At 69.6% G+C, this 26,132-nt stretch carries 24 protein-coding genes; 9 read left to right on the forward strand and 15 right to left on the reverse strand.

Annotated elements, in window-relative coordinates:
- Positions 1-2: 2 nt before the first annotated feature.
- A complete protein-coding gene (locus MKL20_RS16835) occupies positions 3-413 on the reverse strand; it encodes a GFA family protein (RefSeq protein WP_244037623.1) in 411 nt (136 codons plus the stop codon).
- A gap of 23 nt (positions 414-436) precedes the next feature.
- Complete coding sequence (locus tag MKL20_RS16840) at positions 437-1,330, reverse strand: HpcH/HpaI aldolase/citrate lyase family protein (RefSeq protein ID WP_243970403.1); 894 nt, start codon at positions 1,328-1,330, stop codon at positions 437-439.
- 216 nt (positions 1,331-1,546) lie between these two features.
- Between MKL20_RS16840 and MKL20_RS16845 the strand changes: the two genes are divergently transcribed.
- Positions 1,547-1,885, forward strand: a complete 339-nt coding sequence (locus MKL20_RS16845) for a hypothetical protein (protein ID WP_244037624.1) — start codon at positions 1,547-1,549, stop codon at positions 1,883-1,885.
- 29 nt (positions 1,886-1,914) lie between these two features.
- On the opposite strand, the gene MKL20_RS16850 is transcribed toward MKL20_RS16845, so the two are convergent.
- Together MKL20_RS16850 and MKL20_RS16855 are read right to left on the reverse strand one after the other, a co-directional pair.
- Positions 1,915-3,294: an MATE family efflux transporter gene (locus tag MKL20_RS16850; RefSeq protein ID WP_244037625.1), complete on the reverse strand. Its 1,380-nt coding sequence runs from the start codon at positions 3,292-3,294 to the stop codon at positions 1,915-1,917.
- A 42-nt stretch (positions 3,295-3,336) separates the two neighbouring features.
- Entirely contained in the window at positions 3,337-3,681 is a 345-nt protein-coding gene (locus MKL20_RS16855; protein ID WP_243970409.1) for a DUF6460 domain-containing protein, read from the reverse strand.
- Positions 3,682-3,883: 202 nt separating this feature from the next.
- On the opposite strand from MKL20_RS16855, the gene MKL20_RS16860 reads away from it, so the two are divergent.
- Genes MKL20_RS16860 through pdeM form a run of 3 tightly spaced genes read left to right on the forward strand, consistent with a single transcriptional unit; the run spans position 3,884 to position 8,339 of the window.
- Positions 3,884-4,840 carry an alpha/beta hydrolase gene (locus MKL20_RS16860; RefSeq protein WP_244037626.1) on the forward strand — a complete coding sequence of 319 codons (957 nt, stop codon included), beginning with the start codon at positions 3,884-3,886 and terminating at the stop codon, positions 4,838-4,840.
- The gene (locus MKL20_RS16865) at positions 4,837-7,584 is read left to right on the forward strand and encodes a ligase-associated DNA damage response DEXH box helicase (protein ID WP_244037680.1); all 2,748 of its coding nucleotides are present in this window, start codon (positions 4,837-4,839) and stop codon (positions 7,582-7,584) included. Before MKL20_RS16860 ends, MKL20_RS16865 begins: the two co-directional genes overlap by 4 nt.
- 41 nt (positions 7,585-7,625) lie before the next feature.
- A complete protein-coding gene (gene pdeM / locus MKL20_RS16870) occupies positions 7,626-8,339 on the forward strand; it encodes a ligase-associated DNA damage response endonuclease PdeM (RefSeq protein ID WP_244037627.1) in 714 nt (237 codons plus the stop codon).
- 7 nt (positions 8,340-8,346) lie between these two features.
- On the opposite strand, the gene MKL20_RS16875 is transcribed toward pdeM, so the two are convergent.
- The 3 genes from MKL20_RS16875 to MKL20_RS16885 all read right to left on the reverse strand — a co-directional run bounded on the left by MKL20_RS16875 (position 8,347) and on the right by MKL20_RS16885 (position 11,580).
- Positions 8,347-8,910: a DUF3455 domain-containing protein gene (locus MKL20_RS16875; RefSeq protein WP_244037628.1), complete on the reverse strand. Its 564-nt coding sequence runs from the start codon at positions 8,908-8,910 to the stop codon at positions 8,347-8,349.
- Between the two features lie 26 nt (positions 8,911-8,936).
- On the reverse strand, positions 8,937-10,397 hold the full coding sequence (locus tag MKL20_RS16880; RefSeq protein ID WP_244037629.1) for a methyl-accepting chemotaxis protein: 1,461 nt from the start codon (positions 10,395-10,397) through the stop codon (positions 8,937-8,939).
- Positions 10,398-10,593: 196 nt separating this feature from the next.
- Positions 10,594-11,580, reverse strand: a complete 987-nt coding sequence (locus MKL20_RS16885) for a CorA family divalent cation transporter (protein WP_244037630.1) — start codon at positions 11,578-11,580, stop codon at positions 10,594-10,596.
- A 211-nt stretch (positions 11,581-11,791) separates the two neighbouring features.
- Between MKL20_RS16885 and groES the strand changes: the two genes are divergently transcribed.
- Together groES and groL are read left to right on the forward strand one after the other, a co-directional pair.
- Positions 11,792-12,082 carry a co-chaperone GroES gene (gene groES, locus MKL20_RS16890; protein WP_007567860.1) on the forward strand — a complete coding sequence of 97 codons (291 nt, stop codon included), beginning with the start codon at positions 11,792-11,794 and terminating at the stop codon, positions 12,080-12,082.
- A 72-nt stretch (positions 12,083-12,154) separates the two neighbouring features.
- Complete coding sequence (gene groL, locus MKL20_RS16895; RefSeq protein WP_244037631.1) at positions 12,155-13,798, forward strand: chaperonin GroEL; 1,644 nt, start codon at positions 12,155-12,157, stop codon at positions 13,796-13,798.
- A 75-nt stretch (positions 13,799-13,873) separates the two neighbouring features.
- On the opposite strand, the gene MKL20_RS16900 is transcribed toward groL, so the two are convergent.
- The 8 genes from MKL20_RS16900 to MKL20_RS16935 all read right to left on the reverse strand — a co-directional run bounded on the left by MKL20_RS16900 (position 13,874) and on the right by MKL20_RS16935 (position 21,905).
- Positions 13,874-14,692, reverse strand: a complete 819-nt coding sequence (locus MKL20_RS16900; protein ID WP_244037632.1) for a prephenate dehydrogenase/arogenate dehydrogenase family protein — start codon at positions 14,690-14,692, stop codon at positions 13,874-13,876.
- 342 nt (positions 14,693-15,034) lie between these two features.
- Positions 15,035-15,544, reverse strand: coding sequence for a 5,6,7,8-tetrahydromethanopterin hydro-lyase (gene fae, locus MKL20_RS16905; protein WP_243946719.1), 510 nt, complete (start codon positions 15,542-15,544; stop codon positions 15,035-15,037).
- Between the two features lie 239 nt (positions 15,545-15,783).
- The gene (locus MKL20_RS16910; RefSeq protein WP_244037633.1) at positions 15,784-16,617 is read right to left on the reverse strand and encodes a triphosphoribosyl-dephospho-CoA synthase; all 834 of its coding nucleotides are present in this window, start codon (positions 16,615-16,617) and stop codon (positions 15,784-15,786) included.
- The gene (locus tag MKL20_RS16915; RefSeq protein WP_244037634.1) at positions 16,614-17,522 is read right to left on the reverse strand and encodes a RimK family alpha-L-glutamate ligase; all 909 of its coding nucleotides are present in this window, start codon (positions 17,520-17,522) and stop codon (positions 16,614-16,616) included. The genes MKL20_RS16910 and MKL20_RS16915 overlap by 4 nt, the downstream gene beginning before the upstream one ends.
- 270 nt (positions 17,523-17,792) lie before the next feature.
- Positions 17,793-18,767: a methenyltetrahydromethanopterin cyclohydrolase gene (gene mch, locus MKL20_RS16920; protein WP_244037635.1), complete on the reverse strand. Its 975-nt coding sequence runs from the start codon at positions 18,765-18,767 to the stop codon at positions 17,793-17,795.
- Positions 18,767-19,915: an ATP-grasp domain-containing protein gene (locus MKL20_RS16925; RefSeq protein ID WP_244037636.1), complete on the reverse strand. Its 1,149-nt coding sequence runs from the start codon at positions 19,913-19,915 to the stop codon at positions 18,767-18,769. Before MKL20_RS16925 ends, mch begins: the two co-directional genes overlap by 1 nt.
- 23 nt (positions 19,916-19,938) lie before the next feature.
- Positions 19,939-20,832, reverse strand: coding sequence for an NAD(P)-dependent methylenetetrahydromethanopterin dehydrogenase (locus tag MKL20_RS16930; RefSeq protein WP_244037637.1), 894 nt, complete (start codon positions 20,830-20,832; stop codon positions 19,939-19,941).
- A 92-nt stretch (positions 20,833-20,924) separates the two neighbouring features.
- Positions 20,925-21,905: a beta-ribofuranosylaminobenzene 5'-phosphate synthase family protein gene (locus tag MKL20_RS16935; RefSeq protein WP_244037638.1), complete on the reverse strand. Its 981-nt coding sequence runs from the start codon at positions 21,903-21,905 to the stop codon at positions 20,925-20,927.
- 307 nt (positions 21,906-22,212) lie between these two features.
- On the opposite strand from MKL20_RS16935, the gene MKL20_RS16940 reads away from it, so the two are divergent.
- From MKL20_RS16940 to fhcD, 3 genes are all read left to right on the forward strand, one after another.
- The gene (locus MKL20_RS16940) at positions 22,213-23,292 is read left to right on the forward strand and encodes a formyltransferase (protein ID WP_244037639.1); all 1,080 of its coding nucleotides are present in this window, start codon (positions 22,213-22,215) and stop codon (positions 23,290-23,292) included.
- Positions 23,286-24,917 carry a formylmethanofuran dehydrogenase subunit A gene (locus tag MKL20_RS16945; RefSeq protein WP_244037640.1) on the forward strand — a complete coding sequence of 544 codons (1,632 nt, stop codon included), beginning with the start codon at positions 23,286-23,288 and terminating at the stop codon, positions 24,915-24,917. Before MKL20_RS16940 ends, MKL20_RS16945 begins: the two co-directional genes overlap by 7 nt.
- A 264-nt stretch (positions 24,918-25,181) precedes the next feature.
- Positions 25,182-26,129 carry a formylmethanofuran--tetrahydromethanopterin N-formyltransferase gene (fhcD, locus tag MKL20_RS16950; RefSeq protein ID WP_244037641.1) on the forward strand — a complete coding sequence of 316 codons (948 nt, stop codon included), beginning with the start codon at positions 25,182-25,184 and terminating at the stop codon, positions 26,127-26,129.
- The last annotated feature ends 3 nt before the right edge of the window (positions 26,130-26,132 follow it).

Raw genomic sequence — 26,132 nt, forward strand, 5'->3', positions numbered from 1 at the left:
GATCAGCCCGAGGGTCTGTCGCTGTCTCGCGCCCCCGAAAATGCCGGCAGCCCGTCGCTGATCGGGTCCCAGTCGAGCTTGCTGCTAACCCATGTATGGTCCCGCGGCGGGACCCGGCTCGGTTCGTCGAGGCTCGCCGTCGTGATGTCGATCTCGTCGGGTGCGGACTCGGCTTCGTAGGTCAGGGAGGTGCCGCAGGTGCCGCAGAACCGGCGAAGGACCGCCGGGCTGGACCGGAACGCGGTGGGCGTCCCGGCGACGAACCGGAACGCGGAGCGCGGTACCGAGAACCACGCGACCTGCGCCGCCCCGACGATCCGCCGGCAATCAGTGCAATGGCAGATCGTTTCATGGAACGGCTCAGCCCGGGCCTCGTAGCGGATTGCGCCGCAGTAGCATCCGCCGGTGAGCATGATCTTCTCCGCGCTGCTGGCGCTCAGAACCCCTTGGCCTTGATCGCCTCGGACCAAGTGACGGCTCGGCGGTTCACCCCGAGATGCTGGCGCTCGTAGAGGCGGCCTTCGAGCTTGATCGCGCCGCGCTTGGCGTATTCCGGGCGCTCGAACGCCTCGATCACCAGCTTGGCCCGGCGCACCTCCTCCTCGGTCGGTGCGAACGAGGCGTTGGCCGGCTCCAGCTGAGTCGGGTGGATCAGGGTCTTGCCGTCGAAGCCGAGGTCGCGGGCCTGGCGGCACTCGTCGCGGCAGCCCTCCGTATCGGCGATGTCGTTGTAGACGCCGTCGAGGATCGCCAAGCCCTCGGCCCGGGCGGCGGCCAGCGCCATCATCATCCAGGGCAGCATCGGCACCCGGCCTGGCACGATCTTGGCCCAGGTGTCCTTGGCGAGGTCGTTGGTGCCGAGCACCAGGCAGGTCAGGCGCTTGCGCGGATCGCGCTTGGCCCGGGCGATCTCCTGGATGTTGAGGATCGAGGCCGGCGTCTCGATCATCGCCCAGACGGCAATGCTCTCGGGGGCGTCGAGGGATTCGAGCCGATCGGCGATGCTCTCCAGCACCGCCGGGGACGACACCTTCGGCATCAGGATCGCGTCGGGCTTGGCCTCGATGGCGGCGTGGAGGTCGGCCTCCCCCCAGGGGGTCTGAGGAGCGTTGACCCGGATCACCAGCTCGCGGCTGCCGTATGCGCCGCTCTTGACCGCGGCGCAGACCTGCTCGCGGGCGATCTCCTTCTCCTCCGGGCCGACCGCGTCCTCGAGGTCGAGGATGATGCTGTCCACCGGCAGGGTCTTGGCCTTGTCGAGCGCCCGCTGGTTCGAGCCGGGCATGTAGAGCACGCTCCGGCGCAGGCGCAGGTCGGTCGTCGTGGCCATGAGCATCTCCCGGGTGCGGCCGCTCCACGGCCGGTCTTCGTTGCACTGCACCCTAGAGCACGGGATTGGGCTGGCCACACCTTCGATCGCTCGATCGGTGAGTCCCTGCGACGTTTGATACTACTCGCCGCCGCGCCGTATCCGGCCGCGCTTTGGTCATGTTCTCACGGATAAAGGCGGCCCGAGTCCAATCCTTGGATCCCGGGATCCGATACCATGCGCCTGTTCTCGACCGTCTTCGTCCTGGCCGGCCTGGTCCTGGCCGGGGCGCCCGATCCCGCCCGGGCCCAAAGCCGGACGACCCTTGGGGTCGGCTCCGGCGCGGTCGCCGGCGCCCTGGTGGGTGGTCCGATCGGGGCTGTGGCCGGTGCCGTGGTCGGCGGGTTTGTCGGCAACTCGACCGAGCGTGGGCGGCGCCATGTCCGCCGGGGCCGGCGCTATGGCAGCCTCCGCCGGGCGCCGCAGCGGCGGGCCGAAGCCGAACTGCCGCGGACCACCGGGACGGTCGCCCGCGCAGCGCCGCCGGCCGCCACGGCCTGGAAGGATCCGCACTGATCGACGCCGCGCCGAACTTTTGGCGACGACTACGCGAATTCTGACGCCGTTTTCCGGCCGGCCGACGGCGTCGGACGCTGAAACGTTGCGCGGGCCAGTCCTGGAAACGCGATCGCCTGGAACAGGCCCCGCGCCCCCAGGAAGGCCACGAAGGCCAGCCACAGGCCGGTATTGCCGAGACCCAGACCCTGGACCAGCGCCAGAACAGCGCCGTAGGCTGCGAGTGCGCCCGCCATCAGGTTGCGCATCGCCCGGGTCCAGGTGGCGCCGACATAGATCCCGTCATAGGCGAATGGCGCGGCGGCAGCGAGCGGCGCCAGAGCGGCGAGCGGCAGATAGGTTCTGGCGGTCTCGCGCACTGGCTCGCTGGTGGTGACGAAGTCGATGAAGCCCGCGCCGCCCGCGTAGGCGATCAAGCTGACCCCGATCCCGAAGCCCAGACACCAGCACAGACTCAAGCTGGAGGCCCTCCGGAACGCGTCCGCGTCCCGGGCGCCCACCGCCTGCCCGCACAGGGTCTCGGCCGCCGTGGCGAAGCCGTCGAGGAAGAACCCGCCGATCAAAAAGAGATTCCACAGGACGGAATTGGCCGCCAGGACCACGTCGCCCTGTCGGGCACCCAGCGCCGAGAACAGCACGATGGCGGTGATCAACGCCAGGGTGCGCAGGATCACGTCGAGGTTGACGCTGAGCGTCCGGCGGAGCGCGGCCGCGTTCCGGAGGTCGCGCAGGGGCACCCGGAACGGGCGTGAGCCGAGCCGCGCCAGCACGATCAGCCCGAGGCCGAGCCCGGCCACCTCCGCGCACAAGGCCGCCAGCGCCGCGCCGGCGAGTCCCATCCCGAAGCCGAGGACGAAGGCCAGGGTCAGGCCGACATTGACCAGGTTGATCGCCACCTGGAGCAGCAGGCCGAGATCGGTCCGCCCACGCCCCACCACCGAGCCGAGCACGCCGTAGCTCGCCAGCACGAACGGGGCGGACAGGATGCGGATGTGGAAATAGGTCGCGAGGCCGTCGATCACCGCCGCGCTCGCGCCGCTCACCGCGAACGCGGCCTCGGCGATCGGCCATTGCAGCGCGACGAGGCTCAGGCCGATCACGGCGCCCGCCGCCAGCGCCCGGGCCAGGATGCGGTCGACTTCTGGTTCATCCTGGGCGCCGACCGCCTGGGCGGTCAGGCCCGCGGTCGCCATGCGGAGTGCCCCGAAGGACCAGAAGATCACGTCGAAGATCACGGCCCCCAGCGCCACCGCGCCGAGCAGGGCCGCGTCGCCGAGCCGGCCGATCACGGCGGCGCCGACGAAGCCGAGCATCGGCGTCGTGACGTTGGCCAGCGTCATCGGCAGGGCCAGAGCCAACACGCGGCGATGCGTCGGCAAGACCGGTGAGGCGGCAGGCGGATGCGTCATGCCGCGACCTAAACAGATGTGAACGATTCGTGAACTGTCCGGTCAGCGCGAGGCGGCGAACAGGCGCGAGATCAGCCAGAGCGGGATGACCACGACCGCGCCCGCGACGATCCAGCCGCCGAAATCGTGCAGCGAAGCGAGGCCGATCTCCAGGAGCGCCCGGGCCGAATCGTAGATGTGCCAGAACAGCCGGCCCGGCGTCAGGCCGAGCATCGACATGAAGGCGCCGACCAGCACCGACAGGAACAGCAGGCGCAGGAACACGCCGGCGGGCGAGCCGCCGAGGAATCGGCGCAGCGCCGAGGCGCGCGGTGGGTACACCTCAGCGCCATAGGCGTCGTTCGGCGGCGGGGCACCGTGTCGGCGCCGGTCGTGATCGACGAGCATCGCGTCCTCATGAAACCAGAGGCTGTCCGGATCGGCGACGAAACCGGCGGAACCGTGGCCGTCGCACCACACCGCCTCGAAACCGGATCCCGGATCGAACGTTAGCGGGTTTCACCCACGGACCCGAGATGGCAAGCGAGACCCGTCCCGCCAAGATGCCGGGAATGGCCGCGGGACAAAGCCGACGGGGACGAGACCCAGCATGATCGACCACGCCTTGTTCGACCCGGCGACGATCGATCCCGAGACGCTTCGGCTCAATGCCGAGATCGTCGCGGCGTACGCCGCCCTGCCCGATCCCTGGTCGCTGCCGATCGACGAGGTGCGCACCCGCCGCCGCGCCGGAACCAAGGCGGCGCCGGCGATGCCGCACAGTGCCCGGGCCGAATGGCTGACGATCGAGGGCCCCGGTGGTCCGCTCAAGCTCCGGGTGATCCGCCCGAAGGCCGCCGCAAAGCTGCGGGGCGCCTATCTGCACATTCACCGCGGCGGCTGGGTCTGGGGCGCCGCTGACGAGCAGGATCCCTGGCTGGAGCGCATCGCCGATGCCTGCGGTTTCGTGGTGCTGTCGGTGGAGTACCGGCTTGCCCCCGAGCATCCCTACCCGGCCGCCCTCCTCGATTGCGAGGCCGCGGCGCTCTGGCTCGCTGGCCCGGGCCGAACCGAATTCGGCATCCATGCACTGACGATCGGCGGCGAGTCGGTCGGTGCCCATCTCGCCGTGATGGTGCTGCTGCGTCTGCGCGACCTGCACAACCAGCCGCGGGCGTTCCGCGGCGCCAATCTCAATGCCGGCTTCTACGATCTCGGTCTGACCCCCTCGGTGCGCAACTGGGGCGATGAGCGGCTCGTCGTGAACACCCTCGATCTGACCAAATTCGCCGACGGCTATGTCCGCGACGGGATCGATCGCCGCCGCCCGGACGTGTCGCCGATCTATGCCGACCTCAAGGGCCTGCCGCCCGCCCTGTTCACCATCGGCACCGCTGACCCGCTGCTGGACGATACGCTGTACATGTCGGCGCGCTGGGCAGCGGCGGGCAATGGCGGCCACACCGCGATCTATCCGGGCGGCTGCCACGTCTTCGCTCGGTACCCGAGCGCGATGAGCGAGCGTGCCCTGGAGCTGAGCGACCGTTTCCTGATGGCCCTGGCCTGAGCGACCCGTCCGAGATCCTGCCGCCGGCCTTCCGGGCGTGGTTCGCCGCGCGTGGCTGGACGCCCCGGCCGCACCAGATCGATCTCCTGCGGATCGTCCGCGCCGGCCGCTCGGCCCTGCTGGTGGCGCCGACCGGAGCCGGCAAGACGCTCGCAGGCTTCTTGCCGAGCCTCGTTGCCCTGTCGGAGCGGGCGGGCGCAAAACCCGCTCCCAAGGCCGCGAAGGGGTTGCACACCCTCTACATCTCGCCGCTGAAGGCGCTGGCGGTCGACATCGCCCGCAACCTCGATGCGCCGATCGCCCAGATTGACCTGCCGGTGCGGGTCGAGACCCGGACCGGCGACACCCCGGCGCACAAGCGCACCCGCCAGATCAGCCGTCCGCCCGACATCCTGCTGACCACGCCCGAGCAGCTGGCGCTGCTGATCGCCCATCGCGACGCCGCCGAATTCTTCTCCGGCCTGCGCTGCGTCATCCTCGACGAGCTGCACGCCCTCGTGACCTCGAAGCGCGGCGACCTGCTCTCCCTGGCGCTCGCCCGGCTGCACCGTCTGAGCCCGGACCTGGCGGCGATCGGCCTGTCCGCCACCGTCCGAGAGCCGGACGAATTGCGAAAATATCTGGTGCCGCAGGTGCTGGGTCCCGCCTCTGCGGGCGGTCGGATCCACACATCCCCGAACGAGGCGCAGGTCCCCTCTCCCGTGCGGGAGAGGGACAGGGAGAGGGATGCGACCTCTCCGGAAAACCCTGGTCCCTCACCCCAACCCTCTCCCGCACGGGAGAGGGGGCGCGTCGCGGTCTCGGCGCTCGATGACGTCGCACGCACGACCCAGGCGCCTCTCCCTCCCTTCCCCGCAGAGGGGGGAGGGAATGCGAAGTCCCCCATGGCCGACCTCGTCACAGTCCAGGGCGGCGCCAAGGCTGACCTGCGCATGCTCGATCTCGGCCGGTCGCTGCCGATTGCGGGGCACACAGCCTGGCACTCGATGCCGGCGATCTACGACCTGATCCGCGAGCACCGCACGACCCTGGTCTTCGTCAACACCCGGCTCCAGGCCGAATACACCTTCCAGGAGCTGTGGCGGCTCAACGACGACGCGCTGCCGATCGCGATCCATCACGGCTCGCTGGACGCGCAGCAGCGCCGCCGGGTCGAGGCCGCCATGGCGGCGGGCCAGCTGCGGGCGATCGTCTGCACCGCGACCCTCGATCTCGGCATCGACTGGGGCAACGTCGATCTCGTGGTCAATGTCGGGGCGCCCAAGGGCGCGAGCCGGATCATGCAGCGGATCGGCCGGGCCAACCACCGCATGGACGAGCCGTCGAAGGCCTATCTGGTGCCGGGCAACCGCTTCGAGATGCTGGAGTGCCAGGCGGCGCTCGACGCCGTCGAGGAGGCTGCGCAGGACACCCCCGACGCGCGGCTCGGCGCCCTCGACGTGCTCGCCCAGCACGTGCTCGGAATGGCCTGCGCCGACGCGTTCGATCCGCTGGGCCTCTATGACGAGATCGTCTCCGCTTCGCCTTATACCGGCCTGACCTGGGAATCGTTCGAGCAGGTCGTCGATTACGTGGCGACCGGCGGCTACGCCCTGCGCGCCTATGAGCGCTTCGCCAAGATCCTGCGCGGGCCCGATGGGCTGTGGCGGGTGCGGGATGCCCGCACCGCCCAGGCCTACCGGATGAATGTCGGCACCATCGTCGAGGCGGCGCGGGTGCGGGTGCGTCTCGGCCGGACCCTGCGCGGCAAGCCCGGCGCGGTCCTGCCGAAGGGTGGCCGCGTGCTCGGCGAGATCGAGGACGAGTTCGCCGACACGCTCACGATCGGCGACACCTTCCTGTTCGCCGGCGAGACCCTGCGCTTCGAGGGGCTGGCCGAGGACGAGGCCCTGGTGACGCGCGCGCCGCTCGGAACCGACCCGGCGATCCCCTCCTATGCCGGCGCGAAATTCCCGCTCTCGACCTTTTTGGCCGAGCGGGTCCGGGCGATCATCGCCGACCCGTTCGAATGGGACCGGCTGCCGAAGCAGATCGGCGATTACCTGCAGCAGCAGCGTCGCCGCTCGGTCCTGCCGGGCGAGCGCGACCTGCTGGTCGAGACCTTCCCGCGGGGCAAGCGCCATTACCTCACCGCCTTCCCGTTCGAGGGGCGGCTGGCGCACCAGACGCTCGGCATGCTGCTCACCCGCCGGCTGGAACGCGACGGCCTGCGTCCCCTCGGCTTCGCGGCGAACGATTACGGCATCGCGATCTGGACCACCCGCGACGTGTCCGAGCGGGCGGCGCTCGATCCCGACTTCATCGGCGATCTGTTCGCGGTCGACATGCTGGGCGACGACCTGGAGGCGTGGCTCGACGAATCGGCGATGATGAAGCGCACCTTCCGGCAATGCGCGGTGATCGCTGGGCTGATCGAGCGCCACCATCCGGGGCTGAAGAAGTCGGGCCGGCAGGTCACGATCTCCACGGACCTGATCTACGACGTGCTGCGCAAGCACCAGCCGGACCACCTCCTGCTCCGGGCGGCACGGCAGGATGCGGCAACCGGACTCCTCGACGTGAGGCGCCTCGGCATGATGCTAGAGCGCATCCAGGGGCGAATCATCCACAGGGCTCTCGATCGGGTCTCGCCGCTCTCCGTATCCGTGATGCTCGAGATCGGGCGCGAGCGGGTCTACGGCGAGGGTGCCGACGAGATCCTGGCCGAGGCAGAGGCCGAGCTTCTTCAGGAGGCTCTGTCCTGACCGGCGATCCGCCCTCCCCCTTTGAGACCGAGGATGCGATCTTGGCGGCCGGCCTGAGACTCGAGAAGACTCACAAGCACCCGACCCTGCTGCTCGCGGGCGAGACCCTGATGCTCGACCTCTGCGGCGGCGTGTGGCTGCCGGAGCATCGCACCCTGATCGTGTCCGATCTCCACCTGGAGAAGGGCTCGTCCTACGCCGCCCGGACCGGCCAGTTCCTGCCGCCCTACGACACCCGCGAGACCCTGGCCTGCCTGCACGAGGCGGTGATCCGGCACGATCCGGCCCGGGTGGTCGCGCTCGGCGATTCCTTCCACGATCACCGGGGGCCGGAGCGCATGGAGCCGGGCGACCGGGCCATGGTGGCGGCCCTGCAAGAGGGCCGGGACTGGGTCTGGATCGCCGGCAACCACGATGCGGCGGTGAGCGAGGGCGTTGGCGGCCGCTACGCCGACGCGCTGGCCCTCGGCGGGCTCATCCTGCGCCACGAGCCGAGCCCCGAACTCGTGCCCGGCGAGATCGCCGGTCATCTCCATCCTTGCGGCAAGGTCGCGATGCGTGGCCGCGCGGTCCGCCGGCGCTGCTTCGTCTCCGACGGCACCCGCTTGGTGATGCCGGCCTTCGGCGCCTTTGCGGGCGGGCTGAACGTCCGCGACCGCGCGATCGAGGGCCTGTTCCCGAACGGGTTCACGGCCCACCTGCTCGGGGACGGGCGGGTTTTTTCCATCGGCCGGGCGCAGCTCGCCCGGGACTGACCGGCGCTCAGCGATAGAACGTGTAAGTTGCGGTGTAGGGCACGCGCATGGTCTGGCCGGGCGTGCATCCGCCGGGCGGCTTCTCCCCGCCAGCCGTATCCCGGCGCAGGACGTAGCGCGTTCCGGCGAGCATCCCGGTTCCGGTGGCCTGGCCCGAGAGCAGCAGCCACGCAACGGCCTGGGGCTGCGGTGCCGGTGCTTGGTCGATCACGGATCCGACCACGCGGGAGCCGTCCTGCGATTCCCAGGTCGGGCCCTCGAAATGGCGGCCGACGACGCGTCCGTCGGCCTGGGAAAGGTCGGCTTCGGGCTTGGCCGCGCCCCAGGCCGGGGCTTCCTCCCCGGCGGTGCAGGCATAGATCTGCACGCCCCGGGCGGCGAGGCTGATGATCGGCGCGCTCCCGGGCGGCGGCGCCAGGGGCGCCGGTTCGGCTTCGGCGAGAGCCGGGACGCCGCACGCGAGCGCGACGAGGACCGGCCGCCGGAACATCCTGAAAGCATAGGGGATCGGCTCAACTCCTCCGCTGGATTGCGTATCGGGGATACGCACGAGGCCGCGTGCGCGTTTCACGGCCCCGAGTCGCGCCTGCCGCGGGATCAAGCGGACTTCATGAACCGCTGGACGCTCTCCGAGAGGTCCGACGAGTGTCCAGCCAGGCTCTCGGCGACGCCGAGCACGGCCTCGGCGAGCTGGCCGGTGGCGTTGGCGGCGTTCGAGACGCCGCCGATATTGCCGGACATCTCGTGGGTCGACACTGCCTGCTCCTCGACGGCGCTCGCCATCGCCAGGGTCAGGTTCGAGAGCTCGGCGACGGCGGCGGTGATCATCTCGATCGCCCCGACCGCCTCGCCGGTGGCGCTCTGGATCGCCGCGACCTGCTGGGTGATGTCGCCCGTCGCCTTGGCGGTCTGCTCGGCCAGGGCCTTGACCTCGCTGGCGACCACCGCGAAGCCCCGACCGGCGACGCCGGCGCGGGCGGCTTCGATCGTGGCGTTGAGCGCCAGCAGGTTGGTCTGGCCGGCGATCGACTTGATCATGCCGACCACCGCGTCGACCTCACGGGCATTCTCGGCCAGCCGCCGCATCGTGGCGTCCGTGGTCTCGGCCTGGACCGCGATCTGCCGGGCGCGCTCCGAGACCCGTCCGACCTGGCCGGAAATCTCCTGGATGGCGCTGTTCATCTGCTCGGAATTGACCGCCACCGACGAGGCCTTCTGGCGGGCGGAATCGGCGGACTGCGTCAGCCCCTCTGCCGAGTGCTGCATCTGCCGGACGGCCGATCCGACGGCATCGACCACGCGGCTCACGTCGGTCGCCATGTTCACCTGGGCGGATACGATGGCCCAGGTCAGCATCGGCCCGATATAATTGCCCTTGCTATCGTTGACCGCCGTGACCTGCAGGTCGAGCGTCTCCGGGCCGACCTTGATCTTAGTCCGGTGCGGCAGCCGGCTCGCATCGGCAAGCATGGTGCGCTGATGGTGCGGGTTCTTGTGGAACACGTCGAACGAATGGTCGAGCATCTGATCGACCTTGATCGGCAGATACTGCTCGAGCGGCCCGAGGGTCCGGCGCGAGGTGGCATTCAGGTAATTGATCTTGAACTCGTTGCGCGGATCGGCGGTCATCACCGCGACCGGCATATTGTCGATCATCGACATCAGGCGGTCGATCTGGTTCTTCTTGGCCGAGATGTCGGAGGCGAACTTGACCACCTTCACCGGCTGGCCGCGGGCGTCGAGGATGGGATTGTAGGTCGCTTCCAGCCAGACCTCCGCGCCGTCCTTGCCGAGGCGCAGGAACTCGCCGGTGACGTAGTGGCCGCCTTTCAGCTTCGCCCAGAACTCCGTGTAGTCGGCGCTCTGAGCATAAGCGGCGTCGACGAAAATACGATGATGCTTGTCGTGTACATCCGCCAAGGAGTACTTCATCAGATCCAGAAAATTCTGGTTTGCGGCGATGACCTTGCCGTCCATCGAAAATTCGATGATCGCCAGCGATCGATCCAGGGCGTCCAGCTTGGCCTGAGACTCGCTATATACGGATCTTTTGAACATTTTAGTGCCCACGCTGCTCGATTGAGCATGTATCCGATATGGCGTTAATTTTTGACTAATTTGGCGGCGTTTCGATAATGTCCGCAATATCAAATACGCAGAAAAATATTCAATCCGAAGATCTATAGCCGATGAAACGTGTATTCGGCTGATGACCTTTCAGCAACTTGGATCAGTCGGTATTGATGGACGAATATCAGAACCATCCGCGTATCCGGAAATAAACGATCGGCGCCAGAGCGCTGAACAAGATCAGGCCGAGGGCGTAGGGATAGCCGTAGGCCCAGTCCAGCTCCGGCATGTGCTTGAAATTCATGCCGTACATCGACGCGATCAGCGTCGGCGGCACGCCCACCACCGACACCACGGTGAGCACGCGAAAGACGTTGTTCTGCTCGATGTTGATGAGCCCCAGCGTCGCGTCGAGGAGGAACTGGACGTTCTCCGCGAGCCGCGTCTCGAACTCGTCGAGGGAGTCGATGTCGCGCCGGATCGTCTCGAAGCGTCCATCCTCGGGCAGCCCCAGGCCGTCGCAGGCAGCCGACACGAACGGCACGATTCGCTCCAGTCCGAGCAGGCTGGCGCGGATCTTACCCAAGACCTTTCCGCGGTTGCTGATCCCGCGCAGGATCCGCCGCAGCGCCAGATCGCGGCGGCGCGGCGGCGGGCTCTCCAGCCGTCGCCGGTTCGCGCCGCGCACGTCGAAGTCGAAGATTCGGGTGGAGAGCTGGTCGAGTTCGGAGGCCATGTCCTCCAGGGCGTCGGCGAGGCTGTCGACCAGCTCTTCCAGGATCACCAGGAAGATCTCGCTCGGGGTCACGCTGCCATCGCCGTCGGCGATCCGCTTCTCGGAGGAGTCGATCGCACGCAGGTCGTGGAACCGGATGGTGACGAGGTGGTCCTTCGACAGGAGAAAACCGAGCGGCTTCAGCTGCGAGTCGCTGCGCTCGAACGTGATCATCGGCGTCGACAGCGACAGGCCGCCCTTCACCCGCCGCAGCCGGCTGGACGATTCCACCTCCGACAGCGCGGCCCGGGAGGGCACGCGCAGGCCCGTCGCGGCTTCGACGGCGGCGGCCTCCTCGGAACTCGGATCATTGAGATCGAGCCAGACGGCGTTGCCGGGGATCGGGCCGCCCGGGTCGAGCGTCACCGCGCCCTCGGGTCCGTGCAGGCTCAGCATGAAAGCGCGTTATCCATGGGGGAGAATGGGGCCAATGCCACGTCATCGCACGGTCGCGGGCGGGTGCGACAGCATTGACTCGAAACCGCGCGAGGGCTATCTCGCCGCCGTCATTGGCACTCGCCAAGACAGAGTGCTAACAGTCCGGCTCGGACGCGGCCTCGCCGGCCGCATCAACGCCAACTGCAGACTTGAAGCAAGAGGGCAGCTCATGAAGTTCCGTCCGCTGCACGACCGCGTGGTCGTCCGTCGCATCGAGAGCGAGGAGAAGACCAAGGGCGGCATCATCATTCCGGATACCGCCAAGGAGAAGCCGCAAGAGGGCGAGATCGTCGCCGTCGGTCCCGGCGCGCGCGACGAGCAGGGCCGCGTCAACGCGCTCGACGTCAAGGCCGGCGACCGCGTCCTGTTCGGCAAGTGGTCCGGCACCGAGGTCAAGATCGACGGTCAGGACCTCCTGATCATGAAGGAATCCGACATCATGGGCGTCGTCGCCCTCTGATCGGTTCACCCGTCCCAGCCCTTTGAGGCCGTCCGAGGCCTTGGGGTTCAATCCAACCACAAGAGGCAAACCATGGCAGCGAAAGACGTTCGTTTCTCCGCCGACGCCCGCGATAAGATGCTGCGCGGCGTCGACATCCTCGCCGATGCGGTGAAGGTGACGCTGGGCCCCAAGGGCCGCAACGTCGTGATCGAGAAGAGTTTTGGCGCCCCGCGGATCACCAAGGACGGCGTCACCGTCGCCAAGGAGATCGAGCTCGCCGACAAGTTCGAGAACATGGGCGCCCAGATGGTGCGCGAAGTGGCCTCGAAGACCAACGACATCGCGGGTGACGGCACCACCACCGCGACCGTGCTGGCCCAGGCCATCGTCCGCGAGGGCGCCAAGTACGTCGCCGCCGGCATCAACCCGATGGACCTGAAGCGCGGCATCGACCTCGCCACCGCCGCCGCGGTGAAGGACATCGTCGCGCGCGCCAAGAAGGTCTCGACCTCCGACGAGGTCGCTCAGGTCGGCACGATCTCCGCCAATGGCGACAAGGAGATCGGCGAGATGATCGCCCACGCCATGCAGAAGGTCGGCAACGAGGGCGTGATCACGGTCGAGGAGGCCAAGACCGCCGAGACCGAACTCGACGTCGTCGAGGGCATGCAGTTCGACCGCGGCTACCTCTCCCCGTACTTCATCACCAACGCGGAGAAGATGGTCGCCGAGTTGGAAGACCCCTACATCCTGATCCACGAGAAGAAGCTGTCGTCGCTGCAGGCGATGCTGCCGGTGCTCGAGGCCGTGGTCCAGACCGGCAAGCCGCTGCTGATCATCGCCGAGGACATCGAGGGCGAGGCCCTTGCCACGCTGGTGGTGAACAAGCTGCGCGGCGGCCTGAAGGTCGCGGCCGTCAAGGCGCCGGGCTTCGGTGATCGTCGCAAGGCGATGCTGGAAGACATCGCGATCCTCACGAAGGGCCAGATGATCGCCGAGGATCTCGGCATCAAGCTCGAGAACGTGACGCTCCCGATGCTCGGCCGGGCCAAGCGCGTCCGGATCGAGAAGGAGACGACCACGATCATCGACGGCGTCGGCGAGAAGGCGGACATCGAGGGTCGGATCTCGCAGATCAAGGCGCAGATCGAGGAGACCACCTCGGACTACGACCGCGAGAAGCTCCAGGAGCGTCTGGCCAAGCTCGCGGGCGGCGTCGCGGTGATCCGCGTCGGCGGCGCGACCGAGGTCGAGGTCAAGGAGAAGAAGGACCGCGTCGACGACGCCCTCAACGCCACCCGCGCTGCGGTGGAAGAGGGCATCGTCCCGGGCGGCGGCACCGCCCTGCTGCGCGCCAAGAAGGCGGTCGCCGAGCTGAAGTCCGACGTTCCGGACGTCCAGGCCGGCATCAAGATCGTGCTGAAGGCGCTTGAGGCCCCGATCCGTCAGATCGCCCAGAACGCGGGCGTGGAAGGCTCGATCGTCGTCGGCAAGATCACCGACAACACCTCCTCGGAGACCTACGGCTTCAACGCCCAGACCGAGGAATATGTCGACATGATCCAGGCCGGCATCGTCGACCCGGCCAAGGTCGTGCGCACCGCCCTGCAGGACGCGGCTTCGGTCGCCGGCCTGCTGGTGACCACCGAGGCCATGGTCGCCGACGCGCCGAAGAAGGATGGCGGCGCCCCCGCGATGCCGGGCGGCGGCGGCATGGGCGGCATGGACTTCTAAGTCCAAGCCACTCGTCAAGATGAGGAAGGGGGTCGCCGCGAGGCGGCCCCTTTTCTTTTGGGCGGCCCGATCCTTTCACGCTCCAGCGTGAGTCCGGGCGATCGTCATGGACGGCTGTCTGGGGGCCAGGGCATCGTCGTCCCGGGCGAGATCGGCCTCGACTTGCGCGGCAAGCTTGAAGAAGCGCTGGCGGACTTCCGCGGCAAACGGGTTCGACCGCTCGATCGCCTCGAAGACTTCGGGCGCATCATGCCGGACCATGTCGACCGCCTGCATGAGCAGTGAAAAGCTTCGTGTGGTCATCTGCGTGGGAAGCGGCTCCATGGCGACGAGCACCCGCGCGATCAGATGGGTCAGGCCCTGAACGGCTGCGGCCTCGCGGTCGTGGGCTTCCGGCGTCGTGACGATCACCTTGAGCTTCAGCACCTTCCGAAGGAAAGCCGCGGCACGACGCCCCCGCCGTCCCGAGACCGGACACACGGCGATCTTCAGGCCGGCTATCCCGTCGACGGCACTCTGGGGTCCGAACAGGGGATGGGTGCCGAGGATCTCGACGCCGGCCGGCAATCCCGCCCGCATGATCGCGACGGGCAGCATCTTCACCGAGCCGACATCGACCACCAGCGTTCCGGGCCGGAGATGCGGGGCTATCGCGGCCACGACCTCGGCCAAGCGGGAAACCGGAACGGCGAGGATGACGATTGGGCAGCGTGCCGCCGCTTCAAGGCCGGTCCGCATGGCACCGTAGGTCTCGGCATCGGGCTCAGCCGGGCGCGGATCGTAGACGCGCAACGCCCCATGCGGCGCGAGGTGCCGGGCGATCAGGCGACCGAAGGCGCCGAAGCCGATGATCCCGATGGCCGGGCGGAGCTGAGTGATGTGGGAGGATGACACGGGGACCTCGGGCAGGCGCGAGGTCGGCGGATCAAGAACAGGAGCAACCGCCGACGACGCAGCGGTTGGGCATGATAAGCAGGCCGCCGCTATGGGAGCGGCGGGTAATACGATCCGGTGCGGAGCAAGCTTGGCATGGTGGGCTGCCTCTAGGCCGTGCCACCTGGCGCGTCAACCGGACCGCCTCGACGGCAGGTTTGAGGGCGCCCGAAACCAAAAACGGGACGGCTTGCGCCGTCCCGTCGGTAGGTGTCGTTATCGACCTAAGAAGATCGAGGCCAGTCGCTGGAGCAGGCCCCGCGGTGCGGGCGGAGGCTCACTCTGCCCAGGACCGTCCCCGATCTAATTGGCGGCGAAGGGGTGCTGAGCCGAGTTGCGCTGCTCGGTGACGGTCGCGGCCTTCGGCTCGCCGTTCACGGCGCGCTGGATCGAGAGCTTGGTGGCCTCGTAGTTGTACTTCTGGATTTTGGCGTCGTCGGCCGCTTCCCAGTGGATGAACACGCCGACCAGGATGAACAGGTCGTCGGCCTCATCGGCCGGGATGATGCCTTCGGCAACGGCGTCCTGGACGGCCTTGGCAACGCCGTGCTGGGCCGGGCCGAACATCTGGACGGCCTGACGGGCGTCGTTGATGGTGACCTTGTTGAACATCAGGGTGTTCGGCTTGCAGGGCAGGTTCGGCGCGATGACCGCGAGCAGGCTGGTAAAGCCGTGCTTGTTGTTCACGAGGCCGTTGCAGAAAGCCGTCTCGGCGGGCGAGCCGCGCGGTCCGATGATCAGGTCGATGTGAGCGACTTCGTTGCCGTCGCCGACGAGGGCTTCGCCAACCTGAACCTTGGTGATCTTCGCCATTCGGTGTCTCTCCCTGGATTCCGAAATAGGGCCGCGGCGCCGGACGAGGCCAGCGGCCGGGAAGCCATCCTTGTTATCGGCGCCCGTCCCTCCGGCCGTGCCGGATGGGCCGAGCCGGTTGGGCCGGACAGCGCGCCGGACCCTACAGTGAGGCCCAGCGGCTCACAACCCGCGCAAGGCCCTGAAGGTGAGGAATTTCTTTGGCTCCGGGCCTCGAAATGCGGGAACTTTTCGACCTTTCACGCCAGGGCGGCCCCAGCCGATGCAAGCGCATCCCAGTACAGCGTCGCCACCGTGAAATCCGCGCTGGTGCCGGGGTTGAGCCCGCGGGCCTTGAGTGACGCGTCGAGGGCCAGCAGCGCCTCAACCGGCCGGGCGGCGAGGTCGAGCCCGGAGAGTGCGGCTTCCACCTCCCGGCGAACGCCCTCGGCCACCGACGCGCCAGCCTTGCGGGCGATGTGGCTGTCCGGAACGGAGCGCAGATAAGCGAGATGGATCGCCGTCGTGCACCAGGACGGATCGAGGCCCTGGGCACGCGCCTCGGCGAGCGCCGGCAGCCCGATCGCGCTGATGTCCGAGAAGCCGGTGCCGTAGGCGCGGGCGATGCGGTCCCGGTCGGCCGCTTCCGCCATGGCGGCGCGCAGGGAGGCGGGGGCCTCCGCCGCGACGTCGTGCTTTGCGGCCCGCCCGAGGCCGCCCGGGTTGGCGATCCGGATCGCCGCGAACACCGTGGCCGAATCCGCAGCGTCGAGATTATCCAGCACGGCGCGGACGGTCCGGCCCCGCTCGGCAGCGACCGCGAGGGGCGCGCAGAGCAGGAGAATCCCGAGATTGGTGTTCTGGGCGACCGCCGCCAGGGTGGCGGCGATCCCGGCCCGGACCCGTTCGCCGACGCCCGACCCGGCCCGGGCCAGCTCCGGCGCCGAGACATCGGCGCTGGTGACGAAATCCGCCACCACCATGCGGTGGCCGGCGGCGTAGGCATGGACGTTGCCGGGCTTCAGCGCGTCGAGCTCCGCCAGGCAGGCGGCACGGTAGAGCGTGCCGATCAGACCTGGCTCAAGGGCGCTCATGCCACCACGAGCCGCGGAACGCTGGCGCCCCGGACGGCAGCGAGAAAGCCCCGCACCACGGCGGCGGCGATGTCGGTCTCGCACACGGTCTGGAGGCCCGACCAGGCCGGCATGGAATTGACTTCGAGGATCGCGAAGCCGCCCTCCCCGTCCTCGACGAGATCGACGCCGGAATAATCGACCCCGACCGCGGCGGCAGCGGCCTCGGCCATTTCGGCGGCGGCGGGCGGCATCGCCCAGGGCAGCGGCCGGCCGCCGCGATGGACGTTGGTGATCCAGCCGTCGCCCTCGCGGATCATGCCGGCGATGGCCCGGCCGTCGCAGACGAACACGCGGTAATCCCGCCACAAGCCGTCGCGCCGGGGCACGTAGCGCTGGAGATAGTAGACCCGGGCCACCGCCTCCTCGTCGGGCAGGTCCTCGGGCTGCTCGATCAGCGCGAGCCCCTCCCCTTGCGAGCCGAACAGCGGCTTCAGGACCAGCGGCGCGCCCGGGCGGCCTTCGCGCCCGACGATCTCGGCGGCGGCCTCGCGCTTCGAGACCACCCAGGTCTCCGGCGTCGGCAGGCCGGCCCGGGCGATGAGGAGCGAGGTCGCCGCCTTGTCCACCGAGCGCTCGATGGCGGTCGGCGCGTTCCAGACGGTGACGCCGGCCGAGACCAGGGCGTGCAGCACGCCGAGCCGCATGGTGGTGGCCTCGAAGGTGCCGCCCGCGATGGTCCGCAACAGGACACCGCCGGGCAGCGCGCCGGAAAAGCCCGGGACCCGGAGGGGCTCGCCGCCGCCGGTGGCGACGATCACGTCGGCGAGGGAGAACAGCACTGGCTCGACCCCCTGCGCCCGCAGGGCCGCCAGGAGCCGGGCCTTGTGCCAATTGCCGTTATCGGCCGCCAGGGCGATGCGCATGGATGGAAGTCTCTCGATCGCCCTCCCGCTCAGGGGAAGGCTTCGGTCGTTATGGTTTCGAGGCGCGATCACGGAAGCTTGCCACGACGCACCCCCTCTCCCGTGCGGGAGAGGGTTGGGGTGAGGGACGAGGTTTTTCCGGAGAGGTCGCACCCCTCACCCTGTCCCTCTCCCGCACAGGAGAGGGGACCCGCGCTTCATGCGGTCGGCGACGTAAGTACGGTTACGCCGCAATCTTTCATGAGGTACAGCCAGAAGGATCCGATCTGCCTATGCGAACGACGCATCCACCAGCGTCGGCTCCAGGCGGCCGCCGCGATAGGTGGCGCCGGTGCGCACCGAGGTGACGATCGCTTCGGCCGGCGAGAACAGGGCGCCGTCGATCTTGTAGAAATCGCCGTTCACACGCGAAAAGATCTCGGCGAACGGGGCGCCGTGGTCGCTCGACGTGGTGGAGGGGATCTGCTCGGCGAGCAGCTTGGCGTCGGCATCGTCGGCGTCGACGAAGAGCTGGACCCGGCCGCCATAAATGATCGCGTCGTTGGTCCGGCCCATCGCCTTGATGAAGTCCGGGTGCGGCGGCGAGAGCGGCGCCGAGCCGATGCCGTCGACGATGGCGTGGAGGTCGAAGCCGACCGTGTGGGCCTTGTGCAGGGCCACTTCCAGCACCCGGGCGACCACTTGGGTCGAGCCGGCCAGGCTCTGGGTAGGGGCGAAGATGAAGGTGAGATCTTCCGGGCGCAGACCGGCGGCCTCGGCAACCTTGGCGACGACGCTCTCGGGCGGTCCGCCAGCCGCTTCGAGGACCAGGGCGGTCTTGGTGGCCGAATCCCGGTAGCCCAGCTCCTGATACAAATCCTCGACGGCCGCGACCGCGCGGCCCGGGCCCGAGCCGAGGGCGAAGAAGCCGGAATCGCCGGCCTCGTCGGCGAGGCTCCAGCCGGCATACTGGCTGCCGAGGCAAGCGAGCACCGGATCGGCCGCATGGACGATCACGGAATACGGCCAGGAGGCGATCGGGCCGCTCGGGGCGATGGTGACGGTGCCGAGGCCGCCGAGGCAGATCTCGGCGATGCGCCGCCCGGCCTCGATCGAGCCCCGCGCCTGCGCGCCGGCATCGACCATCCGGGCCCCGCCGGCGGCCTGCGAGACCGACAGGCGCAGGGTCGCGGCGTCGGCCACGAACCGCTCGATCAGCGGCGCCGTCAGCGCGTTGACGCTGGGATAGGATTGGCTGGCACTCATCACAGGGCTTCCTCGGGGTGCGTTTTCTTTGCGGCCAGGGCAGCGCGCAGCTGCGCCGTCCGCGTGTTCAGACTGTCGAGCGCCGCCTGCCGGTCGGCCCCAAGGGCAAGCACCGTGCAGAGGGGCGCGTCGCGGCGGACCGCCGTGCCGGGGCGCGGGCGGTCGCGCACGTGATCCGGCCAGGACAAGTCCGGAACGGGCGCATGCTCGCGCTCCGCGTAACAGATCTGCGCGGCTGCCGCATCCGCCGGTTGCGCGCCGAGCGCCGGCATGGCGCCGAGGCTGGCCTCGATATGGGCGGCCAGCAGGGGCGTGCTCCGCCGATCCAAGACATCGAGGGTCGCGCCGGGCCGCGGGTTGATCTCGGTGAGCCACCAGCCGGCTTCGTCAGCCAGAAAATCTGCGCTGGCGAGCCCGCGCAGGCCCGTCGCCGCAGCTAACTTCTCAACGGCCTCCGCGACCGTCGCGAGCAACGCGTCGGGGAGAGGCGGGGCCTCCGCAGCGCCGCTCGCGAGTGCGCCGCCGTAGCGATAGGGCCGGATCGGCGACGGCACGCACCATTGCTCGGTGCAGGCGAGCACCCGGATCGTGCGCCCATCGGCGAGGACATTCAGCGCGTAGGGCCGGCCGGTGACCCGAACCTGACAATAGTGGCCCTCCGGCGCGGGGCCGCGTGTGGCCGGCCGGATATGGCTGCCGCCGCTGCCGCCGATCCGCTTGAGCAGCCAGCCGGACCGCTCGGGCGGCGGGTCCGTCGTAATCGCCGGATGCGGGACGCCAAGCCGGGCGCAGAGCGCGGCGAATGCGAAGGGGTCCTTGAGCGCCGCGATGGCGCCGGCATCGGCGCCAATCAGCCGATGGTTTTCCGCGATGCGGGCGACGAGGCCGGGGGCGTCCTCGAAGCCGCTGCCCAGGACGATGCCCATCGGCGATCCGGCTGCATCGGCCAGTGCGTCGATGGCCGCCAGGGTCGCCTCAGCGGCGATCGGGCTGCCGAAGCGGCCCGGGAGCGGCCGGTAGGCTTCGCTCAGCGCCAGCGTGTCGGAATCGCCGAACAGGTCGGCCACGTAGGGGCGCAGGCCCGCTCGTCGGGCCGCCTCGGCGAGGGCGCGCCCGGCCTGCGCGGCGATCAGGATCGCCTGGGCCATGCCGGAATGCGCCGGTGCCCGGCTCAGCCGGCGATCTCGACCGCCAGGGTGTAGGCGTCGCGGAAATCGAGGCAGAGCGGCGTGTCGGAGGCGAGCATCCGGTCGAACAGGCGGCGCTGCGTCTGGTACTTCACGTTGCCCACCGCCAGGGCGCCGATGCCGACGCCCTTGCCGGCCGGCAGGGGCACGTCGACCGCGTTGACGTCGATCCCGGCAATGCCGGCCGGCGGCACGGCGTTCACGTCGGAAGCGACGAGCAGCTTCGGGGCCGATTTCAGATCCTCGGCCGAGAGGATCGGGATTCCGGCCGGACCGGCCGAGAGAATGACGTCGGCGTCGCGGATGGCGAGGCGGCGATCCTCCGGCGTCGTGCCGTCGACGGCGCCGACCTCGATGCCGAAGCGCCACTTCATCGTGAAGGCGATCTTCGAGACCCGCTCCTCGCCGTCGTGGCCGACCAGGACGGTCTGCGCGCCCTGGAGGGCGCCGATCACCGCGGCCACGTAGGCGACCACGCCGGCGCCCCCGAAGATCACGATGCGCTTGCCGGTCAGGTCGGTGTTGAACTTCTGCCGCAGCGCCCGGGAGACCTGCGCGACCATGGCGGCGCCCGTGGTGAACGAGCCGGCGGGATCGGCGAAGACATGGTTCACGAAAGGCGGCACGAACGCCTTCTTGGCGCGGTCGACCATGTCGAGGGCGTCCTCGGCGTTCTTGCCGCCGATGAAGAGGCCCGTGCGGGTGCCGTCGGCCGGCGCCCGGGAAAAGATCGAATCCTGGGTCAGCGAGACCACGTCGGCGAGGCTGACCTCCGTGTAGGTCACCACCGTCTCGAAGCCGGCATCGACGGCCATGTTCACGTCGAACGGGCTCATATGCCGGAGCGGCGTCAGCATGTGGAGGATCGAGCGGGCCATGGCGTCCTATCCCGTGCGGCGCGCGTCGATCTGCGCCTGCTGTCCGTCCAAAACGCCCTGCGGACGCCGCGGTCAAGCCCGGGGGCGCCGGTTCAGCCTGCCGTGGTTATCGTGGCGCCGGTGTTGCGGCCTCGGGCGATCAGGAAGCGGAGCGGCCCGCCGCGATCGAGGCTGGCCACGAGGGCCTGCGCCTCCGCTTCGGAGGGCATCAGCACGAATCCGGTCGGCCCCCAGGACGACTGGCCGTAGCCGGGCACGCCCTGCGCGGCGGCGTTCGCCAAAGCCTGCGCCACCGCGGCGCTGGCGTAGCGGCCGCCCTGGTGCGGGGCGAAATGGTCGCCGATCAGATCCTGGATCCGGGTGATGCCGGCGCCAAAACCCTGCGGCTCGGCGAGCGCCGCCGCCGGCAGGACCTGCATCAGCACGATCCGGCAGATCTCGGCGGCCTGCGCCTCGGGGAAGCGCGGGAGGTCGCGGAACGCCTCCACCTCCCGCGTGCCATGAACGCCGGCCATGCTCTGGTCCAGGATGAGGACGATCCGCCAGGCTTCGGGATAGGCGAGCCGCGCCGTGACCGGCGGCGGGGCGCCGTCGTCACCGCGGCCGCCATCGACGATCAGGCCGCCCTCCGTGAAGGCGGATAGGCCGACGCCCGAGCGGTTGCCCCGATCGAGGCTGGCGGAGAAGGTTTTTGCGGAAAACGCGGCCCCATTGAGCCGGGCCACGGCCGCCGCCACCGCGAGGGCGAGCTGCGTGCCGGATCCGAAGCCGGCATGCGCGGGGATCGTCCGCTCGACATGGATGGCGACCGCGTCCGGGTTTCCGAGATGGGCGGCAGCCGCCTGGGCGTAGCTTTGGACCCGATCGGCTTCGTCGCCGGTCACAGAGAGATGCGCGGCCCGCCGGGCCGTGAGCGCTAGAGACGGCGCGTCGATGGCGAGCCCGACGCTGCCGAAGCGCCGGCCCAGGCCGCCATGCAGGTCCAGGAATCCGAAATGGAGCCGGGCCGGCGCCTCGACCCGGACGGCGCCCTGCGCCGTACCCGCCTCGTTCCGCCCGGGAACCTCGCCCACGCCCATGCCCCCGAAACCCGCCGGCGAACCGCCCGACCGGCGCGCTTGTCCCACGCGGCACGCGGCCGAAGCAACGGGATCGTACGGCCGATCGGTCGGCGTGTGCTCCGACCCCCCTTGCCGCGGCGGCCGGATGAATGCAAACCTAGGCCAGCGACGGCGCGCCGAGTTGCCGCCTGCCTGGACCTGCCGGGCGGGTGAGCCATTCCGATCCGGCGGGACTCTTCCTGTGGGAGTGAACCCGCTTCGTCCGGTCTTACGGCCGTCGCCCGCTCCGAAGCCAAACAAGAACGTCGCGTGAGGGAGCATGGCAGCCTGGGTGAAGGGTGGCGCGACGGACGCGGGCACCGCCATCGAGGCGGCCGTATCCTTGCTCGCCAAGGCGCGCGCGCCGGTGATCGCCGGCCTCAGCGCCGATGTCGCCGCGATCCGCGCGGCCTACGATCTCGCGGGGAGCATCGGCGCCTCCATCGATACCGCCGGTGCGGTCGGTACCTATGCCGAGCTCGGCGCGCTGAGCCGTGTGGGTGCCATGACCTCGACGCCGGCTGAGGCGGTCGGCCGGGCCGATGCGGTGCTCGTCGTCGGCGCCGCGCCGTGGCGCACGCCCCTCCTGAAACGCTTGTCGGAGACGAAGCCGACGCGCGGGCGCGCGGCCGGGTCGGACCGCGCGCTCCTGGCACTCGGCGCCGGGGCCGATGGCGCCAAGGCAACGTTCTCCCACCCCGCCGAGGGCGGCTTGGCGGAGGCGGTCGCAGAATTGCGCGCCTACGGAAAAGGCCATCTCGCCGGTGACACGCCGCAGGCCAAGCTCCTGGCGCAGCTCACCGCCGCGCAATACGGCGTCCTGCTATACGATCCGGCCGAACTCGGTGAGCTCGGCGTGGAGATGCTCCAGACCTTCGCCATGGAGCTGAACGACACTACGCGCTGCTTCACACTCGCGGTGTCGGGTGCGGACCAGGACCGCGCCGTCGTGCCGGTGGCCGCCTGGCTAACCGGGCAGGCGCCGCGCAGCGGGTTCGGCCGCCGCGTCCCGGAACACGATCCCTGGCGCTTCGATGTCGCCCGGCAGGTCGCCGCCGGCGAGGTCGATGCCGTGATCTGGCTCGCCGCCCTGCCGGTGCCCCGTCCCGACTGGCTGGCCGCGGTACCGTCCGTGGGGCTGGTCGCCGAGGCCGAAGCTTCTTTCGCCGACGTGGTGATCGCGGTCGGCCGCCCCGGCCGCGACCTGGGCGGCGTCTTGTGGAACGAGCAGCGCGCCGCGCTGACCTACTGGCCGGCCACGGCGCCGACGGATCTGCCGTCAGCCGCGTCGGTGCTGGGCGCCCTGAAGGATCGCCTGGCCGAAGGTCGCGCCGCGTCGAGGAGTGAGCCCGCATGCTGAGCGTGATCCGGGGCGGGCGCGTCGTCGATCCGACCGCGTCCCGCGATGCCGTCGGCGATGTCTGGATCGAGGACGGCCGCATCGTCGATCCGGCGGGCCGGCAGCCCGATAGGGTGATCGACGCCTCCGGCTGCGTCGTGATGGCCGGCGGCGTCGAGGTGCATTCGCACATCGCGGGCGGCAACGTGATCACGTCGCGCCTGCTCCTGCCCGACCTTTACGTGAGCGAGGCGTCGCCCGAGGGGCATCCCTTCGCCCATGCCGGCGGGGCCGCGGGCTGGATCGGCTCGACCTATGCGCGGATGGGCTACACCACCGCGGTCGAGCCGGCGATGCCGCCGACCCACGCGCTGGCGACCCAGCTCGAACTCGCCGACATCCCGCTGCTGGATCGCGGCGCCCTGACCGTGATGGGCAACGACGACCAACTGCTGCAGCTGTTGCGTGAGCGCCAGGGTGGCAACGCCGTGCGCGATCTCGTGGCGCTCTCGGTCGCCACCTCGCGCGGGCTGGGCGTGAAGTGCATCAATGCCGGCGGTGCCTCCGCCTTCAAGGACGGGGCGTTGCGCCTGTCGCTGGATGAGGAGATCCCGGTCTACGGCCTCTCGACCCGGCAGATCATGGGCTCGCTCCTCGACGCGGTCGAGGCGATCGGCGCGCCGCATCCGCTGCACGTCCACTGCAACAATCTCGGCCTGCCCGGGGCGGACGATTCGTTCGTCGAGACCCTGGAGGCGGCCGAGGGCCGGCGCATCCACTTCGCCCACGCGCAGTTCTACGCCTACGGCGCCACCGAGGGCGGCGGCTTCCGCTCCGCCGCCGAGCGGATCGCGCAGGCGATCGCCGACAACCCGAACGCGACCCTCGATATCGGGCAGGTGGTGTTCGGCCAGACCGTGACGGTGTCGCTTGACATCCTGCGCCAGTTCGCCGGCCGCAAGGGCGCCAACCCGAAGAAGTGGGTTCTGAATGCCGGCGACGCCGAGGGCGGCGGCGTGGTGCCGTTCCTGTACCGGCCGCGCGGCCCGACCAGTTCGCTGCAATGGGCGATCGGCCTGGAGATCATGCTGCTCTCCACCGATCCCGAGCGCACGATCCTCACCACCGACCATCCCAACGGCGGCCCGTTCACGCAGTATCCGCGCATCATCCACCTGCTGATGGACAAGTCCGAGCGCGACCGCGAGATCGCGACCCTGCCGGGCATCGTCGGCGAGCGGTCCGGCCTGCCGGGCCTGGAGCGGGAATACACCCTCTCGGAGATCGCCCAGCTGACCCGGTCCGGTCCGGCCAAGCTCCTGGGCCTCGCCGACCGCGGCCACCTGCGGCCGGGCGCCTGCGCCGACGTTGCGGTCTATCGCGACGATACCAACCGCACCGCGATGTTCACCGCCGCCAAGCTCGTCCTCAAGGACGGCGTGCCGATCGTCGAGGATGGCGAGGTGGTCGAGTGGCGCGCCGGCCGGACACTGTCGCTCTCGGTCGAGTCCGATCCGGCGATGGCCAAGCGTGCCGACGCCTACCTGTCCGACCGGTTCGGCGCGGGGCTCGACAGCTTCGCAGTGCCGGATGCGGCGTTCGACGCGGATGCGGACACCTTCGAGGCGGTGCCATGCCGGGTTTGACAGCCGCGACCGGCCCGTTTCCCGCTGCATATGCTGCCGGACGTGGCGGGGGTCCCCTCTCCCCTGCGGGAGAGGGACAGGGTGAGGGGTGCGACCTCACCGGAAAGACCTTATCCCTCACCCCAACCCTCTCCCGCACGGGAGAGGGGGCAGGTCGCGGTTCTGGTGAGTCGATCTGTGAAAATCTCAGCGGGCCATCGGTCTTGAACAGGCCCGAGATTTATCTCGGGAGAAGGTTCGGGCTGTCGCGGAAGTCCCAAAACAATGTCTGAGCTCAGCCTCAACGGCATCCCGATCGTCGACACCTTCGCGGAGGCGTTCGACGTGGCCGGGACCGCCATCGTCGTCACCAACGACACCGCCAAGTGGGCCATGATCGCGGCCACCACCATGACGGGCTTCGCCACGTCGGTGATCGGCTGCGGCGCCGAGGCCGGCATCGATGCCGTGCTGGGCCCGGAGGAGACTCCGGACGGGCGGCCCGGCGTGCGCATCCTGCTGTTCGGCTTCGAGCCGAACGGCCTCAAGGAGCAGCTGATCAAGCGGGTCGGCCAGTGCATCCTGACCTGCCCGGGCACCGCCTGCTTCGCCGGGGTCGATGGTCCGAACAAGATCAAGCTCGGCGGCGCGATCCGATACTTTGGTGACGGCTTCGCCATCGCCAAGCGCCTGCCCGACGCCTCCGGCAAGGCCCGGCGCTACTGGCGCATCCCGGTGATGGACGGCGAGTTCCTCTGCGAGGATTCGGTCCGGGCCGTGGATGGCGCGGTCGGCGGCGGCAACCTACTATTCCTCGGCCGCACCCACTCCGAGACGCTGATCGTCGCAGAGGCGGCCGTGGAGGCCGCCAAGGCGGTGCCGGGTGCGATCCTGCCGTTCCCGGGCGGCATCGTCCGCTCGGGCTCGAAGGTCGGTGGCCGGACCAAGGGCATGATGGCCTCCACCAACGACGCCTATTGCCCGACCCTGAAGGGCCGGGCCGGCTCGGCGCTCCCCGCTGACTGCGGTGTGGTGCTGGAGATTGTGATCGATGCCCTGACTTCGCAGGGTGTGTCCGACTCCATGCGCGCTGGACTCCACGCCGCCACCGAGATCGGCGCCAAACACGGGCTGATCGCCGTCACGGCGGGCAATTACGGCGGCAATCTCGGCCGCCACCATTATCACCTGCGCGACCTGCTCGCGCGGGACGACGTCAAGACGGAGGGCTGAGCC

Origin of the sequence: Methylobacterium sp. E-066, assembly GCF_022829635.1 — a bacterium.
GTDB lineage: Bacteria > Pseudomonadota > Alphaproteobacteria > Rhizobiales > Beijerinckiaceae > Methylobacterium.

What these genes read in the sequence shown, in the direction of transcription:
- MKL20_RS16845 (WP_244037624.1), top strand. Translation starts at nt 1,547, where the DNA reads ATGCGCCTGTTCTCGACCGTCTTCGTCCTGGCCGGCCTGGTCCTGGCC.
- MKL20_RS16855 (WP_243970409.1), bottom strand. Translation starts at nt 3,681, where the DNA reads ATGCTCGTCGATCACGACCGGCGCCGACACGGTGCCCCGCCGCCGAAC.
- MKL20_RS16925 (WP_244037636.1), bottom strand. Translation starts at nt 19,915, where the DNA reads ATGGCCCAGGCGATCCTGATCGCCGCGCAGGCCGGGCGCGCCCTCGCC.
- MKL20_RS16880 (WP_244037629.1), bottom strand. Translation starts at nt 10,397, where the DNA reads ATGTTCAAAAGATCCGTATATAGCGAGTCTCAGGCCAAGCTGGACGCC.
- MKL20_RS16945 (WP_244037640.1), top strand. Translation starts at nt 23,286, where the DNA reads ATGCTGAGCGTGATCCGGGGCGGGCGCGTCGTCGATCCGACCGCGTCC.
- MKL20_RS16910 (WP_244037633.1), bottom strand. Translation starts at nt 16,617, where the DNA reads ATGAGCGCCCTTGAGCCAGGTCTGATCGGCACGCTCTACCGTGCCGCC.
- MKL20_RS16835 (WP_244037623.1), bottom strand. Translation starts at nt 413, where the DNA reads ATGCTCACCGGCGGATGCTACTGCGGCGCAATCCGCTACGAGGCCCGG.
- MKL20_RS16850 (WP_244037625.1), bottom strand. Translation starts at nt 3,294, where the DNA reads ATGACGCATCCGCCTGCCGCCTCACCGGTCTTGCCGACGCATCGCCGC.
- mch (WP_244037635.1), bottom strand. Translation starts at nt 18,767, where the DNA reads ATGAGTGCCAGCCAATCCTATCCCAGCGTCAACGCGCTGACGGCGCCG.
- fae (WP_243946719.1), bottom strand. Translation starts at nt 15,544, where the DNA reads ATGGCGAAGATCACCAAGGTTCAGGTTGGCGAAGCCCTCGTCGGCGAC.
- fhcD (WP_244037641.1), top strand. Translation starts at nt 25,182, where the DNA reads ATGTCTGAGCTCAGCCTCAACGGCATCCCGATCGTCGACACCTTCGCG.
- MKL20_RS16840 (WP_243970403.1), bottom strand. Translation starts at nt 1,330, where the DNA reads ATGGCCACGACGACCGACCTGCGCCTGCGCCGGAGCGTGCTCTACATG.
- MKL20_RS16860 (WP_244037626.1), top strand. Translation starts at nt 3,884, where the DNA reads ATGATCGACCACGCCTTGTTCGACCCGGCGACGATCGATCCCGAGACG.
- MKL20_RS16885 (WP_244037630.1), bottom strand. Translation starts at nt 11,580, where the DNA reads ATGCTGAGCCTGCACGGACCCGAGGGCGCGGTGACGCTCGACCCGGGC.
- groES (WP_007567860.1), top strand. Translation starts at nt 11,792, where the DNA reads ATGAAGTTCCGTCCGCTGCACGACCGCGTGGTCGTCCGTCGCATCGAG.
- MKL20_RS16940 (WP_244037639.1), top strand. Translation starts at nt 22,213, where the DNA reads ATGGCAGCCTGGGTGAAGGGTGGCGCGACGGACGCGGGCACCGCCATC.
- groL (WP_244037631.1), top strand. Translation starts at nt 12,155, where the DNA reads ATGGCAGCGAAAGACGTTCGTTTCTCCGCCGACGCCCGCGATAAGATG.
- MKL20_RS16915 (WP_244037634.1), bottom strand. Translation starts at nt 17,522, where the DNA reads ATGCGCATCGCCCTGGCGGCCGATAACGGCAATTGGCACAAGGCCCGG.
- MKL20_RS16930 (WP_244037637.1), bottom strand. Translation starts at nt 20,832, where the DNA reads ATGGCCCGCTCGATCCTCCACATGCTGACGCCGCTCCGGCATATGAGC.